Raw genomic sequence first — 22,991 nt, 5'->3', positions numbered from 1 at the left:
GTTCAGATTTTTGTGTGTGATAACAAGCGGAGCGATGACGATCAAGTTGTCGTCTGGGGCGGTGGTCTCAACTGCTTCAGGAAGATAGGTACGCACATGGCACATGGCGCATGTGCGTACTGGAGGAGAGATGCAGGTGTTATCCGCGCAGGATGTTCAGGCGGCGGGTGGTTTCGGCGCGCAACAATTGGGCGTCGGTACCGGGGACGAGCATGTCGACGCCATAGGATTTCATGCGTTCGGCCATTTCGACTGAGCCGCAAAAGATGCCGACGTATTTGCCGCGTGCATGGCACAGCTTGATCAGATGCTGGAAGGCCTGATCGACCTTGTCGTCGTTCCACGCGTCGGGCGCCAGGCCCATGTCGATGGCGAGGTCGCTGGGGCCGATGAAGATGCCGTCCAGATCCGGCACCGACAAAATTTCTTCTGCCGCTGCCAAGCCCTGGCGTGTCTCGATCATGGCCAGCGTGAGGATGGTGCGATTGGCGTGTTCAAAATAATCCTTGCCGCCGTACAGCACGCCGCGCGCAGGTCCGTAGCTGCGGCCGCCGCGTGGCGAGTAGTGACAGGCGCGCACGAATTTTTCGGCATCTTCTTTGGTGTTGATCAGCGGGCAGATCACACCGTAGGCACCGGCATCGAGCAGCTTGTTGATTTCGCCGAGACTGTTTTCGGAGCAGCGCACCAGCGGCACTGCCTTGGTGGCGGAAATCGCCTGCAACATCGGTACGGCCGCCTCAACTGAGAACAGACCGTGCTGCAAGTCCACCGTCACTGCGTCGTAGCCGCAATCGGCGACCAGCTCCGCCAGAAAAGAATTGCCGATGGATGCCCAGCCGTTGAAGGCCAGCTTCTTTTGCGCGAACAGCGTGCGCAGATTGTTTTCCCGCATTCCAGTCTCCTTGTATGCCTGTCGTTATGGTCTGGATATGGTATGCGGAATCCGGCGATCATGCTGACCACCGGAAATCGGCCGGCGAAATTAGCCCAAGAGATCGGACAAAAGATCAGCGGCCGTAGCGGAACGGCGCAACATCAATTGCTGTCTTGCGTCCGCCGATCTGCGCCGCCAGCAACGCTGCGCTGCCGCAGGCGAGCGTCCAGCCGAGCGCACCCTGGCCGATGTTCAGGTAGAGATTCTTCACCGGCGATGCGCCGATGACCGGCACGCCACTTGGCGTAGCCGGACGGAATCCCGCCCAGGGCGAAAGTTGCGCCGCCTTCTGGTCGCGGATGCTGCCGGGGAAGAGTTCGTTGGCGCCGTCGATCAGTTCGTTGATGGCGCGATCGGGGATGTGCGTGTCCATGCCGACCAGCTCGACACGGCCGGCCACACGCAGACGATTGCCGAGGCGGGCGTAGACAATTTTTTTCGAGATGTCGGTGATGGATACCTGCGGCGCGGCCGACTGCGCGAAGCTATCGTTGAGCGGCACCGTAATGCTGTAGCCCTTGAGCGGATACAGCGGCAAGCGGAAGCCTGCCTGACGTGCGAAGGCGGCGCTATCCGCACCCAGCGCGAGCACGAACGCGTCTGCATCGATAGCCTGCGTCGATGCCCCCGCAACTTCTGAGGCTGCTTGTACCGAGGCGATGGCGCCGTCTTTCATGTTCACTTGCGTGACTGTGGTGGAGGGCAAAAAGCGGAAACCGGCATTGCTGCTCATCGCCGTCACCAGACCCTGGCAGAACTGCGCACAATCGCCGGCTTCTTCGCTCGGGGTGTAGACGCCGCCGGCCCAGTTGCGGCTGGCGTTGCCCAGTGCGGGTTCGATCTCGAGGCAGCGTGCAGCGTCGATGACTTCTTGCTGGCAACCGTATTGCGACTGGAAGGCTACTTGCTTGCGTGCCGATACCAGTCCCGCGGGATCGGTGTACATCACCAGCTTGCCTGCGGTGCGGTGGCTGAAGTCGAACGGTACGGCCTGATGCAATTGCGTCAGTTCATCGCGGCTGTAAAACGCCAGTTGCAGCAGTTCGATCGTGGTGCGTTGTACACGTTCTGCATTGCAGGCCCCAAGGAATTTGAGCAGCCAGCGCCATTGCGCGGGATCGAATTTTGGTTTCAGTGTCAGGGGCGAGTCGGCGCTGAACAAATAGTGCGGCCAATGCGTCCACACGGATGGATCCGCCAGCGGCGCAACATAGGAGTAACTCAGTTGCGCGCCATTGCCCATGCTGGTGCCGCCGCCTGCGACAGGGCGGCTGTCCAGCAAGGTGACTTCATGGCCGTCTTGCAGCAGACGATACGCTGAGGTGACGCCGATGACACCAGCGCCTAGTATGCAGATATGCATGGTTTTTTCCTGTTATGCGGGATAGTGCAGCCGAAGCCGGCTTCGGTGGCGACGCAGCGAAATGACGAAATTGCCTTCTGCCAAACGCGCTGCCGATCGACTCAAGTTGCACCCAAAGCGCCAGCCAAAGCGACGACAGGCCATTGACACGTAACGTGTCGATTCATCCCGCGGATGATACGCAATTCCGTTTTTTCTGTCGTATGCCAAATCGGCATGGTGCATCCACACCATGTGTTCGTGCGCATTTTTACTTGCTTGGAATCCTTGCATTTACTTGGAGAAGGTCTGGATCGGCAACCATTTGCCGTCCTTCACCTGATAGATGGTGTAAGTGGGATTGGTCAGATTGCCTTCGGCGTCAAACGCGATCGTGCCGGTGAGGCCTTTGTATTTCATGCTGTGCAAGGCGGCGGTGATGCGCGCAGGTTGCAGGGAGTTGGCTTGCAGGATCGCTGCCACGGTCATGTTCGCGGCATCATAGGCGAAAGGAGAAAAGGCCTCGATCGGATCGTCATAGGTGGCGTTAAACTTTTCCTGAAATTTTTTCCAGCCTGTCATTTTTTCCTGAGGTTGTCCCGGCGCCAGTCCGAATGTGCCGTTGCCGCCAGTCCCCGTCAATTGCAAGAATAGGGGGCTCACAATGCCGTCGGCGGCCATTAGCGGAGCACGGATGCTCATTCGTTTCATGCTGAGAACAAGCGCCGCTGCTTGTGGGCCAAGTCCGCCAAAGAAAATCAGGTCGGCATTTTTCTTCCCGGATTCCATCAGTGCCGCGTTGAAATCAGAGGTCTTCGAACTGATCAGTTGCTGCGTCACGACTTCGCCCCCCTTTTCTTGCGCGCCGCGGATGAACTGAGCTGCCAGCATGGTGCCGAAGGTGGTTTCGTCATGGATCACTGCAATGCGTCTGGCCTTGAGATGTTGAAGTGCATAGACGCTTGCAAAACGGCCGCCGTCGTCATCGTGACCAACAATCCGAAAGCTGGTTGCATAGCCGTTTTGCGTATATTGGCGTCCGCTCGATCCCGGCGCGATCTGCGGGATGCCGGCAGTGTTGTAAATGCCCGCAGCCTGCATGCTGGCGCCGGTATGCCAATGCCCAATGACTGCCACGACGCCGGATTTGACCAGATAGGTAGCCACCAATACTGCCGTGTTTGGGTCGCCGCGATCATCTTGCGGCAGAAGTTTGAACAAAACCGGTTCTCCGCCGATGATAGTGCCGCGTGCATTGGCTTCATTCAGGGCGAGTTCGGCGGCATGCATCTGGCTCTTTCCTATGCGTGCCGAGCTGCCGGACAGTGGTCCGGCAAAACCGATTTGTACGACGCGGACAGCGTTACTGGAGGCCGCTTGCAGCGGAGACGGCAATGCGCAGGCCAGCAATATCGCCAGGCCGGCGACAGCTGCCGGGAATCCTGACGCAGGAAGCAAAGCGTAACGGTGCGCCTTCATTACCTGGCACCTCCGTAGGTCTGGAGAGGAAGCCAGCGCAGCTCCTTCATCTGGTAAATCGTAAAGGACGGATTGCGCAGATTGCCATTCTGGTCAAAGGCAATCGTACCGGTCAGTCCGCTGTACCGCACCTTGTACAGTGCGGCGAGGATGTCGGCTGGCGTGAACGAGTTCGCCTCGCGCACGGCGGCAACCAGCACCTGGACGGCGTCGTAGCTAATCGTGGTGTAGTCGTTGATATTGCCGCCGAAACGTTCCAGATAATTCTTTTCGAAATTCTTCCATCCCGGCATCTTCTCGGGCGGCATACCGGGGGTGAGTGCGATGACACCTTCTGCGGCCGCACCGGCATCGCGCAGGAAGTTCAAGCCATTGGTGCCGTTCATGCCATGTACAAAACCCGTCTTCAGGCCGACTCTGCGCATGTTGCGCGCCAGCGTCGCAGCCTGGTCGCCCAGGCCTCCGAAGAAGATGATATCCGGCTGCTTGAGTCTGACGGTATTGAGAATGGTGTTGAAATCGGAAGAGCGGAACTGAATCGACTCACTGATCAACACGGTTCCCTGACGTGCCTGGAAGCGCTCCTTGAATGCTTGTCCGAGCGCACGGCCGGCGACAGTGTCGTTGTCAATGATTGCCGTGCTCTTCACTTGCAGGTTGTCGATAAGGTAATTGACCAGCAATGGCGCACCCTGACCACTGTGCCCGATCATGCGAAACGTGGTGTAACGCTGGCCATTGGGCCACGGCGCACTGGTACTGGGTGCAAGCTGAGCGATACCGGCATCGCCAAAAATTTTGGTGGTTGCCAGCGTCGTCTGCGTACTGCCGTTGCCGATCGTGGCAACGACACCTTGTTTGACGAGATACTCGGCAGCCAGGGCCGCATTGTTCACATTGCCGCGTTCGTCCGCCACAACCAGCTTGAAATGGATGTCCCGGCCGGCGACCTTGGGATTGCGCCGGTTGGCATCGTCGATTGCCATCTGGGCCGCATTTACCAGGCTATTGCCGAATGTCGCAGCCGGGCCGCTCAGGGGCATTGCGATGCCGATGGCGACAACGGTCGTTTCTTTTGCGTTGGCCGCCAGGTGCAGCCAGGCCGTCACTGTCAGGCAGAGCAGGGCGCAGCGGCGAAGATGTCCTGTTTTCATCGTATCTACCTTCTCGCGAAACGGGCATTGATTCGATTATCGACAATAAGCAGCTGACTCTGAAGCACAACTGTTGAATTTTCATAAACTTTTTCTGATCTGTTGTTTCTTCCCGGATTCCGGGAGCGCGCATGTTGCGGGTTTCACAGTATTCATGCCGGACGGCAAGCCCCGGCAATCGGAGCAGAGCGCTGCGGCTAAGGTACAATAGCGCCCGAAGCAAGCCAGACAGCCGCTGGTCATCGTGTCATGCGATGGCGGGAGGAAGGTCCGGACTCCATAGAGCAGGGTGACGGTTAACGGCCGTCCGCCGAAAGCCGGCGTAAGCCGGTACAAGGCGAGGAACAGGGCCACAGAGACGAGCGTATTTAGTTACGGTGAAACGCGGTAACCTCCACTCGGAGCAATCTCAAATAGGCACGCGTTGATGTTGCTCGCGGAGCGTGCGGGTAGAGAGCTTGAGCACTGGAGCAATCCAGCGCCTAGAGGAATGGCTGTCATAACGGGCAACCGTCGTAACAGAATCCGGCCTATCGGCTTGCTTCATTAAATTATATAAATCGATCTCCCGGCTCACGAGGCCGGCGAGGTCGCACAAGACGATTTCAGAGACAATCAGGATCCCCATGAGCCAACCGGTTTTGTTTGAAGAACTGGCCACGCAGAATGGCCGCCGTATCGGCGTCGCCACGCTGGCTTCCGAAAAAACCTTGAATGCCCTGTCGCTCGACATGGTGCAGTTGCTGACGCCGCAGTTGCGGCAGTGGGCGAAGGACCCGGACATCGCCATGGTGCTGCTGCAAGCGCAAGGTGAAAAAGCCTTCTGCGCCGGTGGCGATCTGCAGCAACTCTACCGCACCATGCGCGAGCATCATGCCTCGCCGGCGCGCGACGACATCCGCGCCAATCGTTACGCGGCAGAATTCTTCGAACACGAATACCGGCTCGATTACGAGATCCACACCTATCCCAAGCCCATCCTGTGCTGGGGTCACGGTATCGTCATGGGCGGCGGCATCGGCCTGATGGCCGGCTGCAGTCATCGCGTGGTCACCGAGCGCTCGCGCCTGGCCATGCCGGAAATTACCATCGGCCTGTATCCCGATGTCGGTGGCAGCTGGTTCCTCAGCCGCGTCCCGGGCAAGCTCGGTGCCTTTCTGGCGTTGACCGGCGCATTGATGAATGCCGAAGATGCCAAGTTCACCAAGCTGGCCGACTATCGCATCGCACAGGCCGACAAGCAAAAAGTCGTTGACGCCTTGCTGCTGCAAAACTGGGGTGAGGGCGACGACAAGGCACTGCTCGGCCGCGTGTTGCAACAGGCCGAACGCGATGTTGCCGCCGACGTGGTCTTCGCACCGTCGGCCTTGCGCGACAACTTCGACCTGATCAATGCGCTGTGCAGCGGGCAGACTGTGCCGGACATCGTCGACGCCATCCTCGCTCTCAAGAGCGACAATCCGTGGCTGCAAAAAGCAGCCGCTACGCTTAGCGCCGGTGCGCCGGGTTCGGCGTGGTTGTCACTGGCGTTGCAGGAGCGCGTGCGTTACATGTCGCTGGCGGAAGTCTTCCGCCTGGAATTCGTGGTGTCGCTGCATTGCGCGGCGCGTCCCGATTTTGTCGAGGGCATCCGTGCATTGATCGTCGAAAAGGATCAGAAGCCGCAATGGAATCCGGCGCGCCTGATGGATGCGACGCCGGCATGGGTAGAGGGTTTCTTCGCCGATCCATGGTCGGCGGCGGAACATCCACTGGCTGATCTCGGCAAATAATTTCGTTATGTGCCGGTCGCTTGCAAGCGTTGCTGCAAGCGATCCAGCGTTCGCACAAACACTGCCGGATCATCAATGGCGCGCGCCAATACCAGCGCGCCCTGAATGCCCGCCAGTATTTCCTCGGTCCAGCCGGCTGCGTCATCGACATCACGGCCGCTGCGCAACAAAGCATCGTTGAGCGCCGCCGCCCAGTCCACAAAATAATCCTTCACCTTATCGGCAAAGCGATCGCGCACGTTCACCAGCGCAAACACGCCGATCAGGCATACCTTGCGTCCCGATAAAAAGTAACGCTTCACTTCGCGGAACATGTGGTCGATGCCGGCCATGGCATCTTCGCCCTCGCCGCTTTCGCGCAAGGGGATAAATACCTCGCGTTGAAACCAGCCGTCGATGTGGCTCAGGACGGCGTTCGCCATCTCATCTTTACCACCCGGGAAGAGGTAATACAGACTGCCTTTGCCCAGTCCGCTACCTTCGGTAATGCGTGCCAGGCTGGCACCTTCGTAGCCATGCGCGCGGAAGATTTCAGCCAGCACCGGGATCAGTTCCTCGCGTTGCGAGAGCGGCTTCGCTGCCGGTGCAGCTGTTGTTGCTGTTGTTGCATCCGTCATTGTGTACGAACCGCTTTCATCACAATCCCAGATCGCTCAGGCTCGGATGATCGGCCGGGCGCGGAGCGGATTGATCCCAATGGAATTTGCGATCGGCTTCCTTGATCGGCAGATCATTGATCGAAGCATGGCGCACGCGCATCAGGCCGTTTTCATCGAACTCCCAGTTTTCATTGCCGTACGAGCGAAACCAGTTGCCCGAGTCGTCATGCCATTCGTAGGCGAAGCGCACGGCGATGCGGTTGCCTTCGAACGCCCACAGTTCTTTGATCAATCGGTATTGCTGTTCGCGCACCCATTTCTTGGAGAGAAAAGCGACGATGGCTTCGCGGCCCTGCACGAAGTCTGCGCGATTACGCCAGCGGCTGTCTTCGGTGTAGGCCAGTGAGACTTTTTCAGCGTTGCGGGTATTCCAGCCGTCTTCGGCGGCGCGGACTTTCTGGATTGCGGTTTCGCGTGTGAACGGTGGAAGCGGAGGGCGGGATGTCGTCATGGGGCACCTGTTGTCTATAAAGGGTTGAACTGCGGCGAAAGTGTTCTGTACCGATCGGTAAACAAAGTCTAGTGCGACGCGAATCCTGATGCAAGATGAATCATTGAATCTACCCGCTACGCGTAACTGTACTTTGCGCCACGTCGGCAAACTGTGCACTTTGGAAGAATGGCGAGAGGTGTCGCAGCAGAAAATTGTTATCAGTCATCAGATGACATAAAGGCAAGTCATTCTTTTTTTGAAGTTCAACAAGGACGCGACTTTCGAGGCGATTGCTGCTCTCTGGAAAGCGGCTTGACGCGTGAAAAAAACAGCGCTTTAAATGTCCTTGCATTCAAAATTTTCATGTTGTACGATGACTGTCAATTAAAAATAACGATATGCCGGAGACACACCATGAATGCTTTTACGCCGTTCTGCACTTTCTTTTAGCTGGCTGCTCTGCGTGCTGCAGTCCGGGCATGCTGACAGGTTGTTGTTCCTTCTTTGCTGAGTAGCCGACATCTGTCGGCATGGCTTTTTAGCGGCGTCGGTCGCCCGAAAATCCATGATGTTTTCTCAGCGTCGGTAGTCCAACCAACGACGATTCATAGACATGAGCAATTCGCAAGATCATCAGGCTTCTCCTGCCAAGCCTTTTCAACGATTGCTGCTGACAGGCGCCGCGGGCAATCTGGGTCAAGTCCTGCGCGAACGTCTGAAGCCATGGACCGAGGTCGTGCGCCTGTCCGACATCGGCGATCTTGGGACTGCGGCGGCGGGGGAGGAAATCGTCACCTGTGATCTGGCCGACAAGGCAGCGGTGGCGGACATGCTGGAGGGCGTCGATGCCGTGCTGCATTTCGGCGGCCGCTCGCTGGAAGCGCCTTTCGAACAACTGATGCACGCCAATATCCAGGGCACCTACAACTTATATGAAGGCGTACACAAGCGCGGCATTCGTCGTGTTGTCTACGCCAGTTCCAGCCACGCGGTCGGCTATTACCCGACCACTGAACACATCGATGCCGACAGTCCGTTGCGTCCCGATGGTTTGTACGGGCTGACCAAATGCTTCGGTGAATCGCTATCGCGCTATTACTTCGATCGTTTCGGTGTGGAGACGGTTTGTCTGCGCATCGGCTCGTGCTTTCCGGAGCCGCGCAACGCGCGCATGCTGGCGACCTATCTGAGCTATGACGATTTCGTCGAGCTGGTGCGCTGCGCACTGCTCACACCGCGCGTCGGCCACAGCATTGTCTACGGCGTTTCCGACAACCGCATCAAGTGGTGGGACAACAGCAAGGCCGGGCATCTCGGCTTCGTCGCGCGCGACTCTGCCGATCCCTTTGCCGAGCACTTTCCTTTCAGCGGTGCGTGGCCGGCGGCCGACGATGCCGGCAACTTTCAGGGCGGGCCGTTCATTCTGGCCGGTCCGCAATACGAATAGAACATCCTTCGGATAGTTACCATGCAAGTACTTCCCCTCAACGATCGCCGTTACGACGTCGGCGAAAGCCCGTTCTGGCATGCCGCGCAATCGGCCTGGTATTGGGTGGATATCCCGCGCAAGCTGATTTGCCGCCAGACCATAGACGGCGTCTGCAAACAATGGCAGTTGCCGGAAATGGTGGCATGCATTGCGCCCGATGACGCAGGTGGACTGATCGCAGGCATGCATACCGGCATCTTCAGCGTGACGCTGCAAGATGATGGAAACGTGCTGCTGGACAAGCTCGCGCAGCCGAGCGGCCTGCAAGCAGATCAGCGTTTCAACGACGGCCGCTGTGATCGTCAGGGGCGCTTCTGGAGCGGTGTCATGTGCCTCGACATGTCGCTTGCGCGTGCGGACGGCAAGCTCTATCGCTATGACGCGGCGGGTTTGTCCGCACCGATAGTGGATGGCCTGATCGTGCAAAACGGCCTGGCATGGTCGCCCGACGGCAAGACCATGTACCTGTCCGACTCACATCCGTCGAGCCGACTGGTCTGGGTGTTCGACTATGACATCGCCAGCGGCACGCCGTCGCGCCGCCGCGTGTTCGCCGATCTCAATCAGCATCGTGGCCGTCCAGACGGTGCAGCGATGGACATCGACGGCTGCTATTGGTCTTGCGCCAATGATGCCGGTTGTCTGCTGCGCTTTACGCCGGATGGCAAGCTCGACCGGGTGATTGAATTGCCGGCAAAAAAACCGTCCATGTGCGCCTTCGGCGGCGACGGCCTGAAGACCATGATCGTCACCAGCATCAGTCTCGGTGCGCCAGCAGGCGATGAAGGCGCGGGCCGTGTTTGGATGCTGAATCCCGGCGTTGCCGGCATGCCCGAAACACCATTTGTAAAAAATTGAGAGATAAGCCGCACAATAGATACTGATCAGCATCGCAGCGCGTAGTTAGGAAAAATCAGGATAAGCATCAGACGTAAGTAGTGAAAAGCAGCACCACATAAAACTACAGGAGACATGATGAACACCACTAACGCATCCAAACGACACTTCCTGAAAGCCGGCCTTGCCATCGGCGCAGCCGCATCGACAGGCCTGTCGGGCAATCTGGCTTTCGCCCAGGACAAACCGCTGGTCACGCTGCGCATGTCGTCGACGCTGCCGCTCGACGCCAACTCGGCGCACTACGTCTGGTACAGCCGCTTCGCGCAGAATCTGAAGACCGCCGTCGGCAACAAGATCGTCGTCAACTATTTCCCCAGCGATCAGCTCGGCAAAGAATCCGATGTTGTCAATCAGGTGCGTATCGGCAGCGTCGACATGATGATTTCCGGCTCGTCGATCTGGTCGACGACCGTACCGGAAATCGGCGTGCTCGACATGGGCTATCTGTTCGCCAACCTCGACCATTCCGGCCGTGCGCTGGATGGCAAAGCCGGCGCCATTCTGAGCAAGCTGATGGTTGACCGCATCGGCGTGCAGGTGTTGGGCTGGGCGTATTCACTGGGTGCGCGCAATGTATTCACCAAGAATCCGGTGCGTAGCGTGGCGGAACTCAAGGGCACCAAGATCCGCGTGCTGCCGGTAAAAAATTTCGTCAGCACCTTGCGTTATATGGGCGCGGTGCCGACGCCGATACCTTTCGGTGAAATCTACACTTCGCTGCAGACCGGTGTAGTTGACGGTTTTGAGCATGATGCGCCGACGGCGCTGGCGGGCAAGTTTTTCGAAGTCGCCAAATACTGTGCGCTGACCCAGCATATCTACAACCCGCAAACACCGGTGATCGGCAAGCGCTCCTTCGCCAAGATCCCTGCCGATCTACAGAAAGCCTTCCTCGATGCCGCCACCGAAGCGACGATGTATCAACGCCAGCGTGCCGCCGACATGGAGCGCGACGCCTTTGAAAAACTCAAGGGCCTGGGCCTGACCGTCTCCACGGTCGATCGTGAAGCGCTGCGCAAAGACGTGGCGCCGCTGTGGGGCGAGTTCACCACACAGTATCCGGCAGTCAAACCGGTGGTCGACGAGATCGTCGCTATGCGCGGCTGATGTCTTGCCGAATCTGTAGTCAAAGGAAGCCATGATGAAGACAATGACTGCGCCGCTGACGCCGGCTGAAGAAACCGCAGAAATCGAGAACGCGATCCGCTCGCTGCATGCCTCGCCCAACGACGCGGTGGACTATCCGCGCCTGCAACGTGTGCTGGAACTGACCTCGGCGGCGGTGCTGGCGGTGGATGTGCTGGTAGTGTTCTTTTCGGTGGTCTGGCGCTACGCTCTGCACGATCCGCTGGAGTGGTCGGAAGAGGTAGCGCGCGCGCTGATGATCACGTTGGTGTTCTTTGGCGCGGCCAGCGTGCTGGGCCGCAGCCGTCACGTCGGCATCGACAGCCTGCGCGGGATTTTTCCGAAATCATGGCTGCCCTATATCCTGCGCCTGTGTGACTGGGTGATCGCCTTCGTCGCCATGTCGCTGGCCTATACGACCTGGCTGCTGCTTGAAATCTCCAACGACCAGACCACGCCCTCGGGTTTGCCGCAGACGATTTTTGTTTTGCCGGTGTTGATCGGCAGTCTCTTGTTGTCGGTCTTTGCCATGACGCATGCGCTGAAGAAGTTCGGCCGTCATGCGCTGGTATCGGGCTTGCTTGGTGTGGCGGTGGTTGGCGCCGTATTGGCCTTGCAGACGTTCTGGCCTGATCATGCGCTGCGACCGATGCACGTCTTGCTGTTTGGCTTCCTGTTTTGCCTGGTAGCGGGTGTGCCGATTGCGTTTTCGCTGACCTTTGGCGCGCTGATGTTTTTCTTGCTGGAGCCGTCCTTGTCGGTGATGGTGTTTGCCCAGCAGGTTGCCGCAGGCACCGACCACTTCGTTATGCTGGCGGTCCCCTTCTTCATCCTGGCGGGCATGGTCATGGAGTGCAACGGCATGTCGTCGCGCCTGATCGAGCTGCTGCTGCGCATGTTCGGTCGGCTGCGCGGCGGCCTGAATCTGATCATGGTGACGGCGATGGCGTTCTTCTCGGGCGTGTCGGGCTCCAAGCTGGCCGACGTCGCTGCCGTGGGCGGTATCCTGATGCCGGCGGTGCGCCAGACCAGACAGAATCCGAACGAGGCGGCAGGCTTGCTGGCTGCCTCGGCCATCATGGCGGAGACCATCCCGCCTTGCATCAACATGATCATCCTCGGCTTCGTCGCCAATCTGTCGATAGGCGGCTTGTTCTTAGCCGGGATTCTGCCGGCGCTGGCGATGGCGATCGCCTTGAGTATTCTCGCTTATTACACCGGACGTAAAGTCGATGTCAGTGTGGTGTTCATCAAGCCGCGTCCGCTAGGCAAGCTGATCGGCGGCGCGCTGGTGGGCCTGATCATGATCGTGATGATCGGCAAGGGAGTGGCTTCCGGCGTAGCGACATCAACGGAGATTTCCTCGTTTGCCGTGGTGTATGCGATCGTGGTCGGCTGGCTGGCCTTCCGCGAGCTCAATCGCAAGGTGCTGGTGAAACTGTTCGTCGACGCGGCCTCAATGTCGGGTATGGTGCTGTTCATCGTGGCAGCGGCCAGCAGCGTGGCGTATGCCCTGACGGTGGAGCAGATCCCGCATGCGCTGGCCGAATTGATGGTGAGCCTGGCGCATGATTACGGCCGCTGGATGTTTATCCTCATTTCTGTTTTGGCGCTGATCTTGTTCGGTGCGGTGCTGGAAGGTGCCCCGGCACTGATCATTTTCGGCCCTTTGCTGACGCCGATTGCGGTGCAGCTTGGCTACAATCCGCTGCACTTCGCCATCATCCTGGTGATTTCGATGGGTATCGGTTTATTCTCGCCGCCGTTCGGACTGGGGATGTATGCGACCTGCGCCATCGCACAGGTGCGCCTGCAGGATGTAGTGAAACCGTATCTGAAATATCTGGCCATGCTGCTGGTCACGCTGATCGTGATCATCGTCTGGCCGGATCTGAGTTTGTGGCTACCGCGACGCTTTGGATTTTCTTGAGATCCTGTGACGTTACGGAAGTTTTTTAACCTGCATCATCTGCTTTCCACGCAGCGATGCCCTCTCAAGAAGTAAAGTACGACAATGGACAAACAAAAAATCAAGGCGGCCGCCGATCTGCTGCTGGCGGCGCGCAAGCACGAAATCACGCTGGCGCGTCTGCCTGACGAATACATCCCGGCTGATGTTGCAGAAGCCTATGCGGTGCAGGACACCGTTTCTCAATCGCTGGGAGAGGTCGGCGGCTGGAAGGTTGGCGCCAAGGCGCCGGGCGCACAGCCAAGCTGCGCGCCGATGCCGGCGCAATTCATTTTCGCGGCGCCGTATCATTTCTTCGACTTGCTGACCGCCGGTTCGCGCGGTATCGAAGTCGAGATCGCCTTGCGCATGAAGAGTGATTTGCCGGCCCGCGCAACGCCATACACCGAGGCAGAAGTGCTGGCCGCAGTCGGCACCGTGCATCCCGCTATTGAACTGGTGTCCTCGCGCTACAGCGAATATCCGGCAGCCAATCCGCTGGCCGGGTTGGCCGATGCGTTGAGCAATTGCGCTTTCATCTACGGCCCGGGTCGCAGTGACCTTGGTCAGATCGATCAAAGCATTCAGCACGCCGAGCTGTATTTCAACGGTCTGGAAGTCGCCAAAACCGTCGGCGGCAACCCGGTAGTCGATATCTGGCCGCTGGTGACCTGGCTGGCAAATCACGTCGGCGAGCGTTGCGGCGGTCTGAAAGCCGGCCAGTTCGTGACGACGGGATCGTGCACGGGTTTGCTGTTCGCCGACAAGGGCAGCAGCGTCAACGCCCTGTTGCAGAACATCGGCAAGGTCGATATTTCGTTCGCGCAGGTCTGAGAAGACCTGCGGTTCACTATCCGCTGTAGTCACAAGCCGTGGGGAACAGGTCGGAAACCGATTTGTTTGCCGCGGTATGCGCACGTCTGGAGGATCACAGAAAAGCTGAGTGAACGATGTCAGGCCGCGTGAAGATCTTGCGAGATACGGTAGGAAGAGGCGAGAAGGCCGGAGAAGCGGTGCAGCGCAGAGGACAGGGGTAAGACGGAGGAGGAGGGCGTGCTGCCGCATGAATGCAGCAGCAGCGGTATTTGAATGCCGTGAACTCCTGGTTCACAGCATTCAAATGGAACCATTATTTCTTCTTCTTGTTCACTGCTTCTTTGAACGACTTACCAGCGGAGAACTTCACTGTAGTTGCAGCAGCGATTTTGATTTCTTCGCCAGTTTGTGGGTTACGGCCGGTACGAGCAGCGCGCTTGCCTGTGGAGAAAGAACCGAAGCCAACCAGTTGCACTGTGTCGCCCTTGGTAACTGCCTTGATGATGTTTTCAACAACGGAGTCCAAAGCACGTTGTGCAGCAGCCTTCGAGATTTCTGTATCAGCAGCGATTGCGTCGACCAATTCGGATTTGTTCACTTTAAAATTCCTTTCACTGTTAAGGTGCCGAGATTTTAGCATTGGAATGCGCCTACTCCGCAAGCCCCATCTGATGTTTAATTGATTTGTCATGATCTATTTCGCCGGAATTTCATCGAATTGAAAAAATCCGGATGTCTGCGGAGAGTTTCGTGCCTCTTTTTTTGTGTGGGTTGTTTAGTTTTTTGATGCGCCTTTGATTTTTTACGCACTGTTTTTTTCAGGCATACTTCAGCTGCCGGTAATTTTTTGAACGGCATCGTCGGCGCAGTTTTGTGTTCGGATGGAAGTTTGGTTTGAAGTTGCGTTGTCTTTTGCGTTGTCGGTTGGTCCAGCTTGGTGCTTTTGATCGTCTGCAAAATCTCTTCTCAAGTCGTTCGGCGGTTTTTTTTGTTCGCCGATCCGTCTCTCCCCCAGAAGCCACGCGGAATTCGAGATAAACACATGTGTATATCTCAAGTGGAACATTCAATAGATTCCCTAAGTCATTCATTTTCGAGGGAAAAGCGCTTTTAGGCGCTTTTTAACTATGCGCGCTAAGTCTTTGACTTTATTAAAAAAATCCCTGTTTCGGCCCGTGAATATCGCTTGACCTGTATTAGTGCATCCTCTAAAGTGGGCGATAGTGTGAAAAAGTGTTTTTTTGTGGGGTATTTTAGAGTCCCAAACATCAAAACACCGAATTCAAGCATGCCAACAGCAACAGGAAAAAAGGTCAAACACAGTGTTTCAGGGTGCGTCATCAATCAATCTCGATGCCAAAGGACGGATGTCTATTCCGGCCAAGCATCGTGACGCCCTGGCGGTTCAGTGCGAAGGACGGGTCACGTTGACGCGCCATCCGCACGGCTGTTTGCTGTTTTTCCCGCGCCCTACCTGGGAAAGCCATCGCGAGCAAATTGCCGCATGGCCGATGTCGGCGCGCGCCTGGCAACGTGTTTTCCTCGGCAATGCGTGTGACGTGGAGCTGGACTCCGCCGGCCGCATCCTGATCGCGCCGGAGTTGCGGGCAGCGGTCGGCCTGGAGCGCGACGTCATGTTGCTGGGCATGGGTAGTCATTTTGAAATCTGGGATGCCGCCAAGCTGGCCGAGAACGAATCGGAAGCTGTTGCTGCGGGCATGCCGGATGTGTTGAGCAATTTTTCCTTCTGACGGCACGACGCGATGACTTTGCAATCGGTGCCCGATTTGCAGCACCGTACGGTGTTGTTGGATGAAGCGGTGGATGCCCTGGTAATAGAAGGCGACCGGGCTGATGGTGTCTATCTGGACGGCACCTTCGGCCGCGGCGGGCATAGCCGCAAGATTTTGGAGCGCCTCAGTGCGCGTGGACGTTTGATTGCGTTCGACAAGGATCCGCTGGCGATTGCCACGGCGCAGACCATTGCGGATCCGCGTTTCGCCATTGTGCATGACAGCTTTGCGACGCTGGATCAGGCACTGGCGGCGCATGGCGTCACGCGTGTTGATGGCGTGTTGATGGATTTGGGTATTTCTTCGCCGCAGGTGGATGACGCGGCGCGGGGTTTCAGTTTTCGGTTCGATGGCCCGCTGGACATGCGCATGGATACCACGCGTGGCGTGTCGGCAGCGGAGTGGCTGGCAACGGCAGACGAACAGACGATAGCAAAGGTGATACGAGATTATGGGGAAGAACGGTTTGCTGTTCAGATTGCAAAGACGATTGTTGCTCGCCGGGCAGTCGAGCCAATTTCAACCACACGACAGCTTGCCACGCTCGTGGCACAAGCCGTCAAAACCCGCGAGAAAGGCAAAGACCCGGCCACTCGTACCTTTCAGGCTATACGGATTTTCATCAATAAAGAGCTTGAAGAACTCGAAATAGGACTGGAAAAAGCATTTCAGCAGATGGCGCAGTATGGGAGATTGGTTGTGATCAGCTTTCACTCGTTGGAAGATCGCATCGTCAAGCAGTTCATGGCATCCAAAGCCCATGTGCCGCAGCCTGACCGCCGCCTGCCGATTCGTGCAGTCGACCTGCCGCAACCCCTCGGAAAATTGCATTCCCGTGTCAAACCGAGCGACGCCGAAGTCGCCGCCAACCCGCGTGCCCGTTCCGCCGTGATGCGTTCGCTTGAGCGTACTGTCGCTGAGGATGCGCCATGACCGGGCGTCTGAGCTTTCTGGTGACGGCTGTACTGGTGCTATGCGCACTATCGCTGGTCAACGCCCAATACCAGGCGCGCCGTCTGTTCATCGAACTGGAGCGCGCCCAATCCGCTGCGCGCCAGCTCGACATCGACTGGGCGCAACTACAGCTGGATCAATCCACGCTGGGCAAGAATTCTCGCATTGAGGCGTTGGCACGGCGCGACCTGAACATGGTTTCGCTGACGCCGGAACGCACCCAATACCTGACGGTGAGGAATAAATGACGCGCATGCCGCCACGCACCAACGTCACGGGAGGCCGCGTCGCTGCCTCGCGCGGCGTTGCGTTCTCGGCGAGCCCGGTATTGCAGGTCGCGATGCCGGCCTGGCGTTCGCGCGTGGTGCTGTTCGTGCTGTTCATGGCCTTCTTCGCACTGGCTGCGCGTGCGCTGTGGTTGCAGGGCATGTCCACCGATTTCCTGCAAAAACAAGGTGCGTCGCGCTACGCGCGTACGCTTGAGTTGCCGGCCACGCGCGGCAAAATCACCGACCGCAATGGCCAGGTGCTGGCGTCGTCGGTGCCGGTCAAGGCGATCTGGGCAATTCCGGATGATGTGCAGGAAGCGCCGAAAGACAAGTTGCGCGATCTGGCCAAGCTGCTCGACATGAGCGACGCAGAATTGCGCAAGAAGCTCGATTCCGACCGCAACTTTGTTTATCTGAAGCGCCAGGTCGAGCAGGACACCGCCGACAAGATCGTCAAGCTCGGCATCGCCGGTATCGAGACGCGCAAGGAATACAAGCGCTTCTATCCTGAAGGCGAAGTCATGGCCCACGTTGTGGGCTTTACCAATGTGGAAGACGCCGGACAGGACGGCATGGAACTCGGCTCGCAGAAAACGCTGGCCGGTATGACCGGCAGCCGCCGCGTGATCAAGGATCGTCTCGGTCGCATCGTCGAAGATATCGAAGCCGTGCGCGAGCCGCACGACGGCAAGGATCTGACGCTGTCCATCGACAGCAAGATCCAGTACATCGCCTTCACGCAACTGAAAGAAGCCGTCGAAAAGAACAAGGCCAAAGCCGGCGGCATTATCGTCGTCGATGCGCGTACCGGCGAAGTGCTGGCGCTGGCCAACCTGCCGACCTACAACCCCAACGACCGCTCGGTGCTGACCGGCGCGCAACTGCGTAACCGCGTGCTGACCGATACCTTTGAGCCGGGCTCGACGCTCAAGCCTTTTACCGTGGCGCTGGCGCTGGACACCCATCGCGTGACGCCTAGCACCGTGTTCCAGACTTCACCCGGCAAAATGACCATTGGTACAGCGACCATTGGTGACTCGCATGCGCACGGACCACTGACGGTTGCGCAGATTATCGAGAAGTCATCCAACATCGGCACCGCCAAGATTGCGCTGGAAATGCCGCCGCAGGAAATGTGGGAAATGTTTACCAGCGTCGGCCTCGGCCAGCAGCCAAAGTTCGGCTTCCCCGGTGCAGTTGCCGGCCGGGTGCGCCCCTACAAATCGTGGCGTCCGATTGAACAGGCGACGATGAGCTACGGTCACGGCATCTCGGTATCGCTGATTCAGCTGGCGCATGCCTACACGATTTTTGCCCGCAACGGCGACCTGATTCCGCTGTCCTTTCAGAAAGTCAACGACATGCCGATCGGTCATCGCGTGATTTCTGAAAACACCGCTCTGCAAATGCGCCGCATGCTGGAAACCGTTGTGGCGCCGGGCGGCACCGCGCCGCAGGCTCAGGTGCCCGGTTATCGCGTCGGTGGCAAGACTGGTACCGCATACAAGATTGAAGGCGGCAAGTACGTGAAGAAATACGTGTCTTCGTTTGTCGGCATCGCGCCGATGTCCGATCCGCGTCTGATCATCGCTGTGATGCTGGATGAACCCAGCGCCGGCAGCCACTTCGGCGGCACCGTCGCCGGACCGGTTTTTGCCAATGTCACGGCCAACGCTTTACGCGCGCTCAACGTCGCGCCGGACTCCAGCGTGACCAATATCATCATTCCAAAAGACGCCTTAGAGGAGAGCATGTAATGCCTGCGACGATGCTTTCCGCGCAAAAGATTGTGGACTGGCTGCACAGCATTGCCGCTGTCAACGTCAGTCAGACTGCGAATTTAACGGCGAATTTAACCGCCGACTCGCGCCGTGTGCAGGCGGGCGACGTGTTCTTCGCTTATCCCGGTGACAGCGCTGACGGTCGCCGTTACATCGCTGATGCCATTGAGCGGGGCGCTGCTGCCATCGTTTATGAAGAGGCAGGATTCAACTGGGACGATAAGGAAGATTTGCCGCATTTCGGCGTCAAAGGCCTGAAGCATCTTGCCGGATTCGCCGCCAATATGTTTTACAAGCAGCCCGACAAGGATATGTTCAGCGTCGCGGTGACCGGCACCAACGGCAAGACTTCCTGCTCGTACTGGCTGGGGATGGCGCTGTCGCGCCTGCAAGGTTCATTGGCACCCGTTGCAGTGATCGGCACGTTGGGCGTGGGCATGTTCCAGGACGGCAAGCCGCACGCTTTCGATGTCACCGGCTACACCACGCCGGACGCGGTGCTGCTGCAACGCAAGCTGTCCGACCTGCGCACTGCGCGCGCGTCGGTGCTGGCGATTGAGGCCTCGTCCATCGGACTCGATCAAGGGCGCATGAACGGGCTGCACGTCGATGTGGCCTTGTTCACCAATTTCACGCGCGATCATCTCGACTATCACGGCGATATGATTGCTTATGAAGCCGCCAAGATTCAGCTGTTTGATTCACCGGGACTGCAACATGCCGTCATCAATCTGGACGACCAGATGGGGCAGCGGCTGATTCCTTATCTGCAGGCTAAGAATATTCCGGTGATCGGTTATTCGCTGGGCGACATTACCGCGGACGATGTGCCGGTGCTGCGCGCATCGGCAATTCGCAGTACCAACGCCGGCACCAGTTTCCATATCGAATCGCCATTTGGCTCTGGCCAGGTCAAGACGCAACTGGTCGGGCAGTTCAATGTCAGCAACGTATTGGGCATCCTCGGCGTCATGCTGGCCAAGGGCACCGGGTGGGAAGCTGCGCTGGCGGTGATCGCCACGCTGACCGCCGTGCCGGGTCGCATGCAACAGTTCGGCGGACAAGAAGTGCCGCTGATCGTAATCGACTATGCGCATACGCCGGATGCGCTGGAGAAAACCTTGAGCGCGTTGCGTCAGGTCGCGAACCAACGTGGCGGCGAGCTGTGGTGCGTGTTTGGCTGCGGTGGCGATCGCGATCCTGGCAAGCGTCCGGAGATGGGTTCCGTTTCGGAACTGGCCGATCACGTGATTCTGACCAGCGACAATCCGCGCAGCGAAGATCCCAATGTCATCATTTCGCATATCAAGAGCGGCATGGCGCGCATCGTGCCGCACGTCATGACTGACCGTGCCGGCGCCATCCTGTGGGCGGTGCGTCACGCGGTCAAGCAGGATGTTGTTCTGCTGGCAGGCAAGGGACACGAAACCTATCAGGAAATCGCAGGCAAGAAATATCCCTTCCTCGATGCCGACCACGTCGCGCTGGCTCTGGCCGCACGCGCCACGATGATGGGAGGTGCATAGTGCAGGCAACGCTTGAACAATTGACGCAGTGGCTGGATGGCGCAACCGTGCATAGTGTGCCTAATGCCGGTGGCGACTTTACTGTGCGTGGCGTCACCACCGACAGTCGCGCTGTCGCGCCCGGCAATCTGTTCGTTGCCTTGCGCGGTGAGCGTTTTGATGCGCACGATTTCCTCGACGCCGTCGCTGGTCTGGGTGCTGCCGCTGTCGTGGTGGAGCGCGTGCCTGCAGGCTTGAGCATTCCGGCCATTGTTGTGCCGGATACGCGTGTGGCCTTGGGTCAGATCGCGCGTCATTGGCGTGGACAGTTTAATGTGCCGGTCATTGCTGTCACCGGCAGCAACGGCAAGACTACCGTCAAGGAAATGATCGCGTCGATCTTGACTGCTGCATTCGGCGAAGACCATAGTCTCGCGACGCGCGGCAATTTCAATAACGAAATCGGTGTGCCGCTGACGTTGTTCCGTCTGCAGCCACAGCATCAGGCGGCAGTTGTTGAACTCGGCATGAATCATCCCGGCGAAATCGCCGTGCTGGCGGAAATCGCTCGTCCGACGCTGGCGCTGGTCAACAATGCGCAGCGCGAACATCAGGAATTCATGGCAACCGTCGAAGCCGTCGCCCGTGAAAACGGCGCCGTCTTTGGTGCATTGCCGGCCGACGGCATCGCCGTGTTTCCGGCGGAAGACGAATACGCCTGGGTCTGGCGCGAGATCGCCGGAACACGTCCGGTGATCAGCTTCGGTCTCAATCAGGGCGCCGATGTCAGCGGCAGCTATCAGGCGCGCGAATTTGGTAGCGCGATTGCGGTCACTGCGCGCATTGGCGACCGTGTACAGCAATTTGGCATCAAGCTCGCCGCCGTCGGTGAGCACAACGTGCGCAATGCGCTGGCCGCTACAGCCTGCGCGCTGGGTGCGGGCATTTCAGCTGCCGCGGTCGTGCGGGGTCTGGAAGCTTTCGCGCCGGTCAATGGTCGCCTGCAACGCAAGACGGCAGTCAGTGGAGCACTGGTCATCGACGACACGTACAACGCCAATCCGGACTCCGTGCGCGCCGCCATCGACGTACTCGCGCAAGCCGCTGCGCCACGCGTGCTGGCCTTGGGCGACATGGGTGAGGTTGGCAACGAAGGTCCCAAATTCCATCGGGAAATCGGTGCCTATGCGCGCGAGCGCGGTATTGACCAATTTCTCGGTTTCGGCGACGCCATGCGCGATGCCATCAATGAATACAACGCCGTGCCGGGAGTCTCTTTCCCGGCGCGTCATTTCGACACCATCGACGCCGTGAGCGCTGCAGTTCACGAGGCTGCAACCGCGACGGCGACGGTATTGGTAAAAGGTTCGCGCTTCATGAAGATGGAGCGCGTTGTGCAGCATTTGGTCGGGGCGCAGCCGCAGTCCGGCGCGCTACTTCACCAGGAGACTCATTAACATGCTGCTTTGGCTGGCTCAGAATTTTCAGCAGGACTTCAGTTTCCTGCGCGTGTTCAACTTCATCACCTTCCGCGCCGTATTTGCGACGCTGACGGCGCTGTTGATCGGCCTCGTCGCCGGTCCGGCTGTGATTCGCATGCTGACCCGTCTCAAGGTTGGGCAGGCCGTGCGTACCGACGGCCCGCAAACGCATTTGATCAAATCCGGTACCCCCACCATGGGTGGTGTGCTGATCCTCATCGGCATCGGTATTTCGACCTTGCTGTGGGCAGACCTCAGCAACCGTTTCGTCTGGATCGTACTGATCGTGACCCTGGGCTTTGGCACCATCGGCTGGGTCGACGACTATCGCAAGGTGGTCTACAAGGATCCGAACGGCATGCGTTCGCGCGAAAAGTATTTCTGGCAATCGCTGATCGGTCTGGTGGCGGCGTTCTACCTGGCATTCTCGGTGTCCGAGGTCAGCAACATGAAGGTGCTGGATCTGTTCTTCGCCTGGGTGCAGTCGGGTTTCAATCTCGACCTGCCGCCGAAAGCTGACTTGATCGTACCGTTCTTCAAAACCGTCAGCTATCCGCTGGGCGTGTGGGGTTTCATTGCACTGACTTATTTCGTCATTGTCGGTACCAGCAACGCGGTCAATCTGACCGACGGCCTGGATGGTCTTGCGATCATGCCGACAGTGCTGGTCGGCGGTGCGTTGGGTATCTTCGCTTACCTGACCGGCAGCGCCAGTTATGCCAAATACCTGTTTATTCCGCACATTCCAGGCGCGGGCGAACTGCTGATTTTCTGCGGCGCGATGGCCGGTGCGGGTCTGGCTTTCCTCTGGTACAACGCTTACCCGGCACAAGTGTTCATGGGCGACGTCGGCGCACTGGCGCTGGGCGGCGCACTCGGCACTATCGCCGTGATCGTGCGCCAGGAAATCGTCTTGTTCATCATGGGTGGCATCTTCGTGGTGGAAACCTTGTCGGTGATGATTCAGGTGGCTTACTTCAAGTTCACCAAGAAGCGCTACGGCGTCGGCAAGCGCGTGCTGCTGATGGCGCCGCTGCATCATCACTATGAACAAAAAGGCTGGAAAGAAACACAAGTCGTGGTGCGCTTCTGGATCATCACGATGATGCTGGTGCTGTTTGGTCTGTCGACGCTGAAATTGCGTTGAGCGGATC

General features: G+C 58.3%; 20 protein-coding genes and 1 other RNA gene. 14 read left to right on the top strand and 7 right to left on the bottom strand.

Annotation, left to right across the window (positions count from 1 at the left end):
- Window positions 1-139: 139 nt before the first annotated feature.
- The 4 genes from hmeg3_RS22125 to hmeg3_RS22110 all read right to left on the bottom strand — a co-directional run bounded on the left by hmeg3_RS22125 (window position 140) and on the right by hmeg3_RS22110 (window position 4,912).
- Complete coding sequence (locus hmeg3_RS22125; RefSeq protein WP_094565666.1) at window positions 140-895, bottom strand: HpcH/HpaI aldolase/citrate lyase family protein; 756 nt, start codon at window positions 893-895, stop codon at window positions 140-142.
- Between the two features lie 115 nt (window positions 896-1,010).
- Window positions 1,011-2,300 (bottom strand): D-amino acid dehydrogenase, encoded by a 1,290-nt coding sequence (locus hmeg3_RS22120; RefSeq protein ID WP_094565665.1) that lies wholly within the window; start codon window positions 2,298-2,300, stop codon window positions 1,011-1,013.
- 273 nt (window positions 2,301-2,573) lie between these two features.
- A complete protein-coding gene (locus hmeg3_RS22115) occupies window positions 2,574-3,758 on the bottom strand; it encodes a branched-chain amino acid ABC transporter substrate-binding protein (RefSeq protein WP_094565664.1) in 1,185 nt (394 codons plus the stop codon).
- Window positions 3,758-4,912, bottom strand: a complete 1,155-nt coding sequence (locus hmeg3_RS22110; RefSeq protein ID WP_094565663.1) for a branched-chain amino acid ABC transporter substrate-binding protein — start codon at window positions 4,910-4,912, stop codon at window positions 3,758-3,760. The genes hmeg3_RS22115 and hmeg3_RS22110 overlap by 1 nt, the downstream gene beginning before the upstream one ends.
- A 216-nt stretch (window positions 4,913-5,128) precedes the next feature.
- Between hmeg3_RS22110 and rnpB the strand changes: the two genes are divergently transcribed.
- Both rnpB and hmeg3_RS22100 read left to right on the top strand, forming a co-directional pair.
- An RNA gene (rnpB, locus tag hmeg3_RS22105) (RNase P RNA component class A) lies at window positions 5,129-5,461 on the top strand.
- Window positions 5,462-5,538: 77 nt separating this feature from the next.
- A complete protein-coding gene (locus tag hmeg3_RS22100) occupies window positions 5,539-6,684 on the top strand; it encodes an enoyl-CoA hydratase/isomerase family protein (protein WP_094565662.1) in 1,146 nt (381 codons plus the stop codon).
- A gap of 5 nt (window positions 6,685-6,689) precedes the next feature.
- Here hmeg3_RS22100 and hmeg3_RS22095 read toward each other — a convergent pair whose 3' ends face one another.
- Complete coding sequence (locus hmeg3_RS22095) at window positions 6,690-7,301, bottom strand: TetR/AcrR family transcriptional regulator (RefSeq protein ID WP_094565661.1); 612 nt, start codon at window positions 7,299-7,301, stop codon at window positions 6,690-6,692.
- 19 nt (window positions 7,302-7,320) lie between these two features.
- Window positions 7,321-7,794, bottom strand: coding sequence for a nuclear transport factor 2 family protein (locus tag hmeg3_RS22090; protein WP_094565660.1), 474 nt, complete (start codon window positions 7,792-7,794; stop codon window positions 7,321-7,323).
- Between the two features lie 595 nt (window positions 7,795-8,389).
- On the opposite strand from hmeg3_RS22090, the gene hmeg3_RS22085 reads away from it, so the two are divergent.
- The 5 genes from hmeg3_RS22085 (at window position 8,390) to hmeg3_RS22065 (ending at window position 14,072) form a co-directional block, all read left to right on the top strand.
- On the top strand, window positions 8,390-9,223 hold the full coding sequence (locus tag hmeg3_RS22085; RefSeq protein ID WP_094565659.1) for an NAD(P)-dependent oxidoreductase: 834 nt from the start codon (window positions 8,390-8,392) through the stop codon (window positions 9,221-9,223).
- A 21-nt stretch (window positions 9,224-9,244) separates the two neighbouring features.
- On the top strand, window positions 9,245-10,123 hold the full coding sequence (locus hmeg3_RS22080) for an SMP-30/gluconolactonase/LRE family protein (protein ID WP_094565658.1): 879 nt from the start codon (window positions 9,245-9,247) through the stop codon (window positions 10,121-10,123).
- Between the two features lie 117 nt (window positions 10,124-10,240).
- Complete coding sequence (locus hmeg3_RS22075; RefSeq protein ID WP_094565657.1) at window positions 10,241-11,272, top strand: TRAP transporter substrate-binding protein; 1,032 nt, start codon at window positions 10,241-10,243, stop codon at window positions 11,270-11,272.
- Between the two features lie 34 nt (window positions 11,273-11,306).
- The gene (locus hmeg3_RS22070; RefSeq protein WP_094565656.1) at window positions 11,307-13,220 is read left to right on the top strand and encodes a TRAP transporter large permease subunit; all 1,914 of its coding nucleotides are present in this window, start codon (window positions 11,307-11,309) and stop codon (window positions 13,218-13,220) included.
- 84 nt (window positions 13,221-13,304) lie between these two features.
- Complete coding sequence (locus tag hmeg3_RS22065) at window positions 13,305-14,072, top strand: 2-keto-4-pentenoate hydratase (protein ID WP_094565655.1); 768 nt, start codon at window positions 13,305-13,307, stop codon at window positions 14,070-14,072.
- A gap of 295 nt (window positions 14,073-14,367) precedes the next feature.
- Here hmeg3_RS22065 and hmeg3_RS22060 read toward each other — a convergent pair whose 3' ends face one another.
- Window positions 14,368-14,652, bottom strand: a complete 285-nt coding sequence (locus tag hmeg3_RS22060; RefSeq protein ID WP_007880659.1) for an HU family DNA-binding protein — start codon at window positions 14,650-14,652, stop codon at window positions 14,368-14,370.
- Between the two features lie 724 nt (window positions 14,653-15,376).
- Here hmeg3_RS22060 and mraZ point away from each other — a divergent pair.
- Genes mraZ through mraY form a run of 7 tightly spaced genes read left to right on the top strand, consistent with a single transcriptional unit; the run spans window position 15,377 to window position 22,984 of the window.
- Window positions 15,377-15,805, top strand: a complete 429-nt coding sequence (mraZ, locus tag hmeg3_RS22055; RefSeq protein ID WP_094565654.1) for a division/cell wall cluster transcriptional repressor MraZ — start codon at window positions 15,377-15,379, stop codon at window positions 15,803-15,805.
- A 12-nt stretch (window positions 15,806-15,817) separates the two neighbouring features.
- Window positions 15,818-16,780 carry a 16S rRNA (cytosine(1402)-N(4))-methyltransferase RsmH gene (rsmH, locus tag hmeg3_RS22050; RefSeq protein WP_094565653.1) on the top strand — a complete coding sequence of 321 codons (963 nt, stop codon included), beginning with the start codon at window positions 15,818-15,820 and terminating at the stop codon, window positions 16,778-16,780.
- Window positions 16,777-17,049, top strand: a complete 273-nt coding sequence (gene ftsL, locus hmeg3_RS22045; protein ID WP_094565652.1) for a cell division protein FtsL — start codon at window positions 16,777-16,779, stop codon at window positions 17,047-17,049. The genes rsmH and ftsL overlap by 4 nt, the downstream gene beginning before the upstream one ends.
- Window positions 17,046-18,827, top strand: coding sequence for a penicillin-binding protein 2 (locus tag hmeg3_RS22040; protein WP_094565651.1), 1,782 nt, complete (start codon window positions 17,046-17,048; stop codon window positions 18,825-18,827). The genes ftsL and hmeg3_RS22040 overlap by 4 nt, the downstream gene beginning before the upstream one ends.
- On the top strand, window positions 18,827-20,377 hold the full coding sequence (locus tag hmeg3_RS22035) for a UDP-N-acetylmuramoyl-L-alanyl-D-glutamate--2,6-diaminopimelate ligase (RefSeq protein WP_198361739.1): 1,551 nt from the start codon (window positions 18,827-18,829) through the stop codon (window positions 20,375-20,377). The genes hmeg3_RS22040 and hmeg3_RS22035 overlap by 1 nt, the downstream gene beginning before the upstream one ends.
- Window positions 20,374-21,813, top strand: a complete 1,440-nt coding sequence (murF, locus tag hmeg3_RS22030) for a UDP-N-acetylmuramoyl-tripeptide--D-alanyl-D-alanine ligase (protein WP_369828898.1) — start codon at window positions 20,374-20,376, stop codon at window positions 21,811-21,813. Before hmeg3_RS22035 ends, murF begins: the two co-directional genes overlap by 4 nt.
- A gap of 1 nt (window position 21,814) precedes the next feature.
- Complete coding sequence (gene mraY, locus hmeg3_RS22025; protein WP_094565649.1) at window positions 21,815-22,984, top strand: phospho-N-acetylmuramoyl-pentapeptide-transferase; 1,170 nt, start codon at window positions 21,815-21,817, stop codon at window positions 22,982-22,984.
- Window positions 22,985-22,991 lie beyond the last annotated feature (7 nt).

The sequence above is a fragment of the Herbaspirillum sp. meg3 genome (assembly GCF_002257565.1).
Lineage (GTDB): Bacteria > Pseudomonadota > Gammaproteobacteria > Burkholderiales > Burkholderiaceae_D > Herbaspirillum.
Note: the sequence above shows the minus strand (reverse complement) of the source record. Positions and strands in the feature narration are given on the sequence as shown.

What these genes read in the sequence shown, in the direction of transcription:
- hmeg3_RS22125 (WP_094565666.1), bottom strand. Translation starts at nt 895, where the DNA reads ATGCGGGAAAACAATCTGCGCACGCTGTTCGCGCAAAAGAAGCTGGCC.
- hmeg3_RS22120 (WP_094565665.1), bottom strand. Translation starts at nt 2,300, where the DNA reads ATGCATATCTGCATACTAGGCGCTGGTGTCATCGGCGTCACCTCAGCG.
- hmeg3_RS22115 (WP_094565664.1), bottom strand. Translation starts at nt 3,758, where the DNA reads ATGAAGGCGCACCGTTACGCTTTGCTTCCTGCGTCAGGATTCCCGGCA.
- hmeg3_RS22110 (WP_094565663.1), bottom strand. Translation starts at nt 4,912, where the DNA reads ATGAAAACAGGACATCTTCGCCGCTGCGCCCTGCTCTGCCTGACAGTG.
- hmeg3_RS22100 (WP_094565662.1), top strand. Translation starts at nt 5,539, where the DNA reads ATGAGCCAACCGGTTTTGTTTGAAGAACTGGCCACGCAGAATGGCCGC.
- hmeg3_RS22095 (WP_094565661.1), bottom strand. Translation starts at nt 7,301, where the DNA reads ATGACGGATGCAACAACAGCAACAACAGCTGCACCGGCAGCGAAGCCG.
- hmeg3_RS22090 (WP_094565660.1), bottom strand. Translation starts at nt 7,794, where the DNA reads ATGACGACATCCCGCCCTCCGCTTCCACCGTTCACACGCGAAACCGCA.
- hmeg3_RS22085 (WP_094565659.1), top strand. Translation starts at nt 8,390, where the DNA reads ATGAGCAATTCGCAAGATCATCAGGCTTCTCCTGCCAAGCCTTTTCAA.
- hmeg3_RS22080 (WP_094565658.1), top strand. Translation starts at nt 9,245, where the DNA reads ATGCAAGTACTTCCCCTCAACGATCGCCGTTACGACGTCGGCGAAAGC.
- hmeg3_RS22075 (WP_094565657.1), top strand. Translation starts at nt 10,241, where the DNA reads ATGAACACCACTAACGCATCCAAACGACACTTCCTGAAAGCCGGCCTT.
- hmeg3_RS22070 (WP_094565656.1), top strand. Translation starts at nt 11,307, where the DNA reads ATGAAGACAATGACTGCGCCGCTGACGCCGGCTGAAGAAACCGCAGAA.
- hmeg3_RS22065 (WP_094565655.1), top strand. Translation starts at nt 13,305, where the DNA reads ATGGACAAACAAAAAATCAAGGCGGCCGCCGATCTGCTGCTGGCGGCG.
- rsmH (WP_094565653.1), top strand. Translation starts at nt 15,818, where the DNA reads ATGACTTTGCAATCGGTGCCCGATTTGCAGCACCGTACGGTGTTGTTG.
- ftsL (WP_094565652.1), top strand. Translation starts at nt 16,777, where the DNA reads ATGACCGGGCGTCTGAGCTTTCTGGTGACGGCTGTACTGGTGCTATGC.
- hmeg3_RS22040 (WP_094565651.1), top strand. Translation starts at nt 17,046, where the DNA reads ATGACGCGCATGCCGCCACGCACCAACGTCACGGGAGGCCGCGTCGCT.
- hmeg3_RS22035 (WP_198361739.1), top strand. Translation starts at nt 18,827, where the DNA reads ATGCCTGCGACGATGCTTTCCGCGCAAAAGATTGTGGACTGGCTGCAC.
- mraY (WP_094565649.1), top strand. Translation starts at nt 21,815, where the DNA reads ATGCTGCTTTGGCTGGCTCAGAATTTTCAGCAGGACTTCAGTTTCCTG.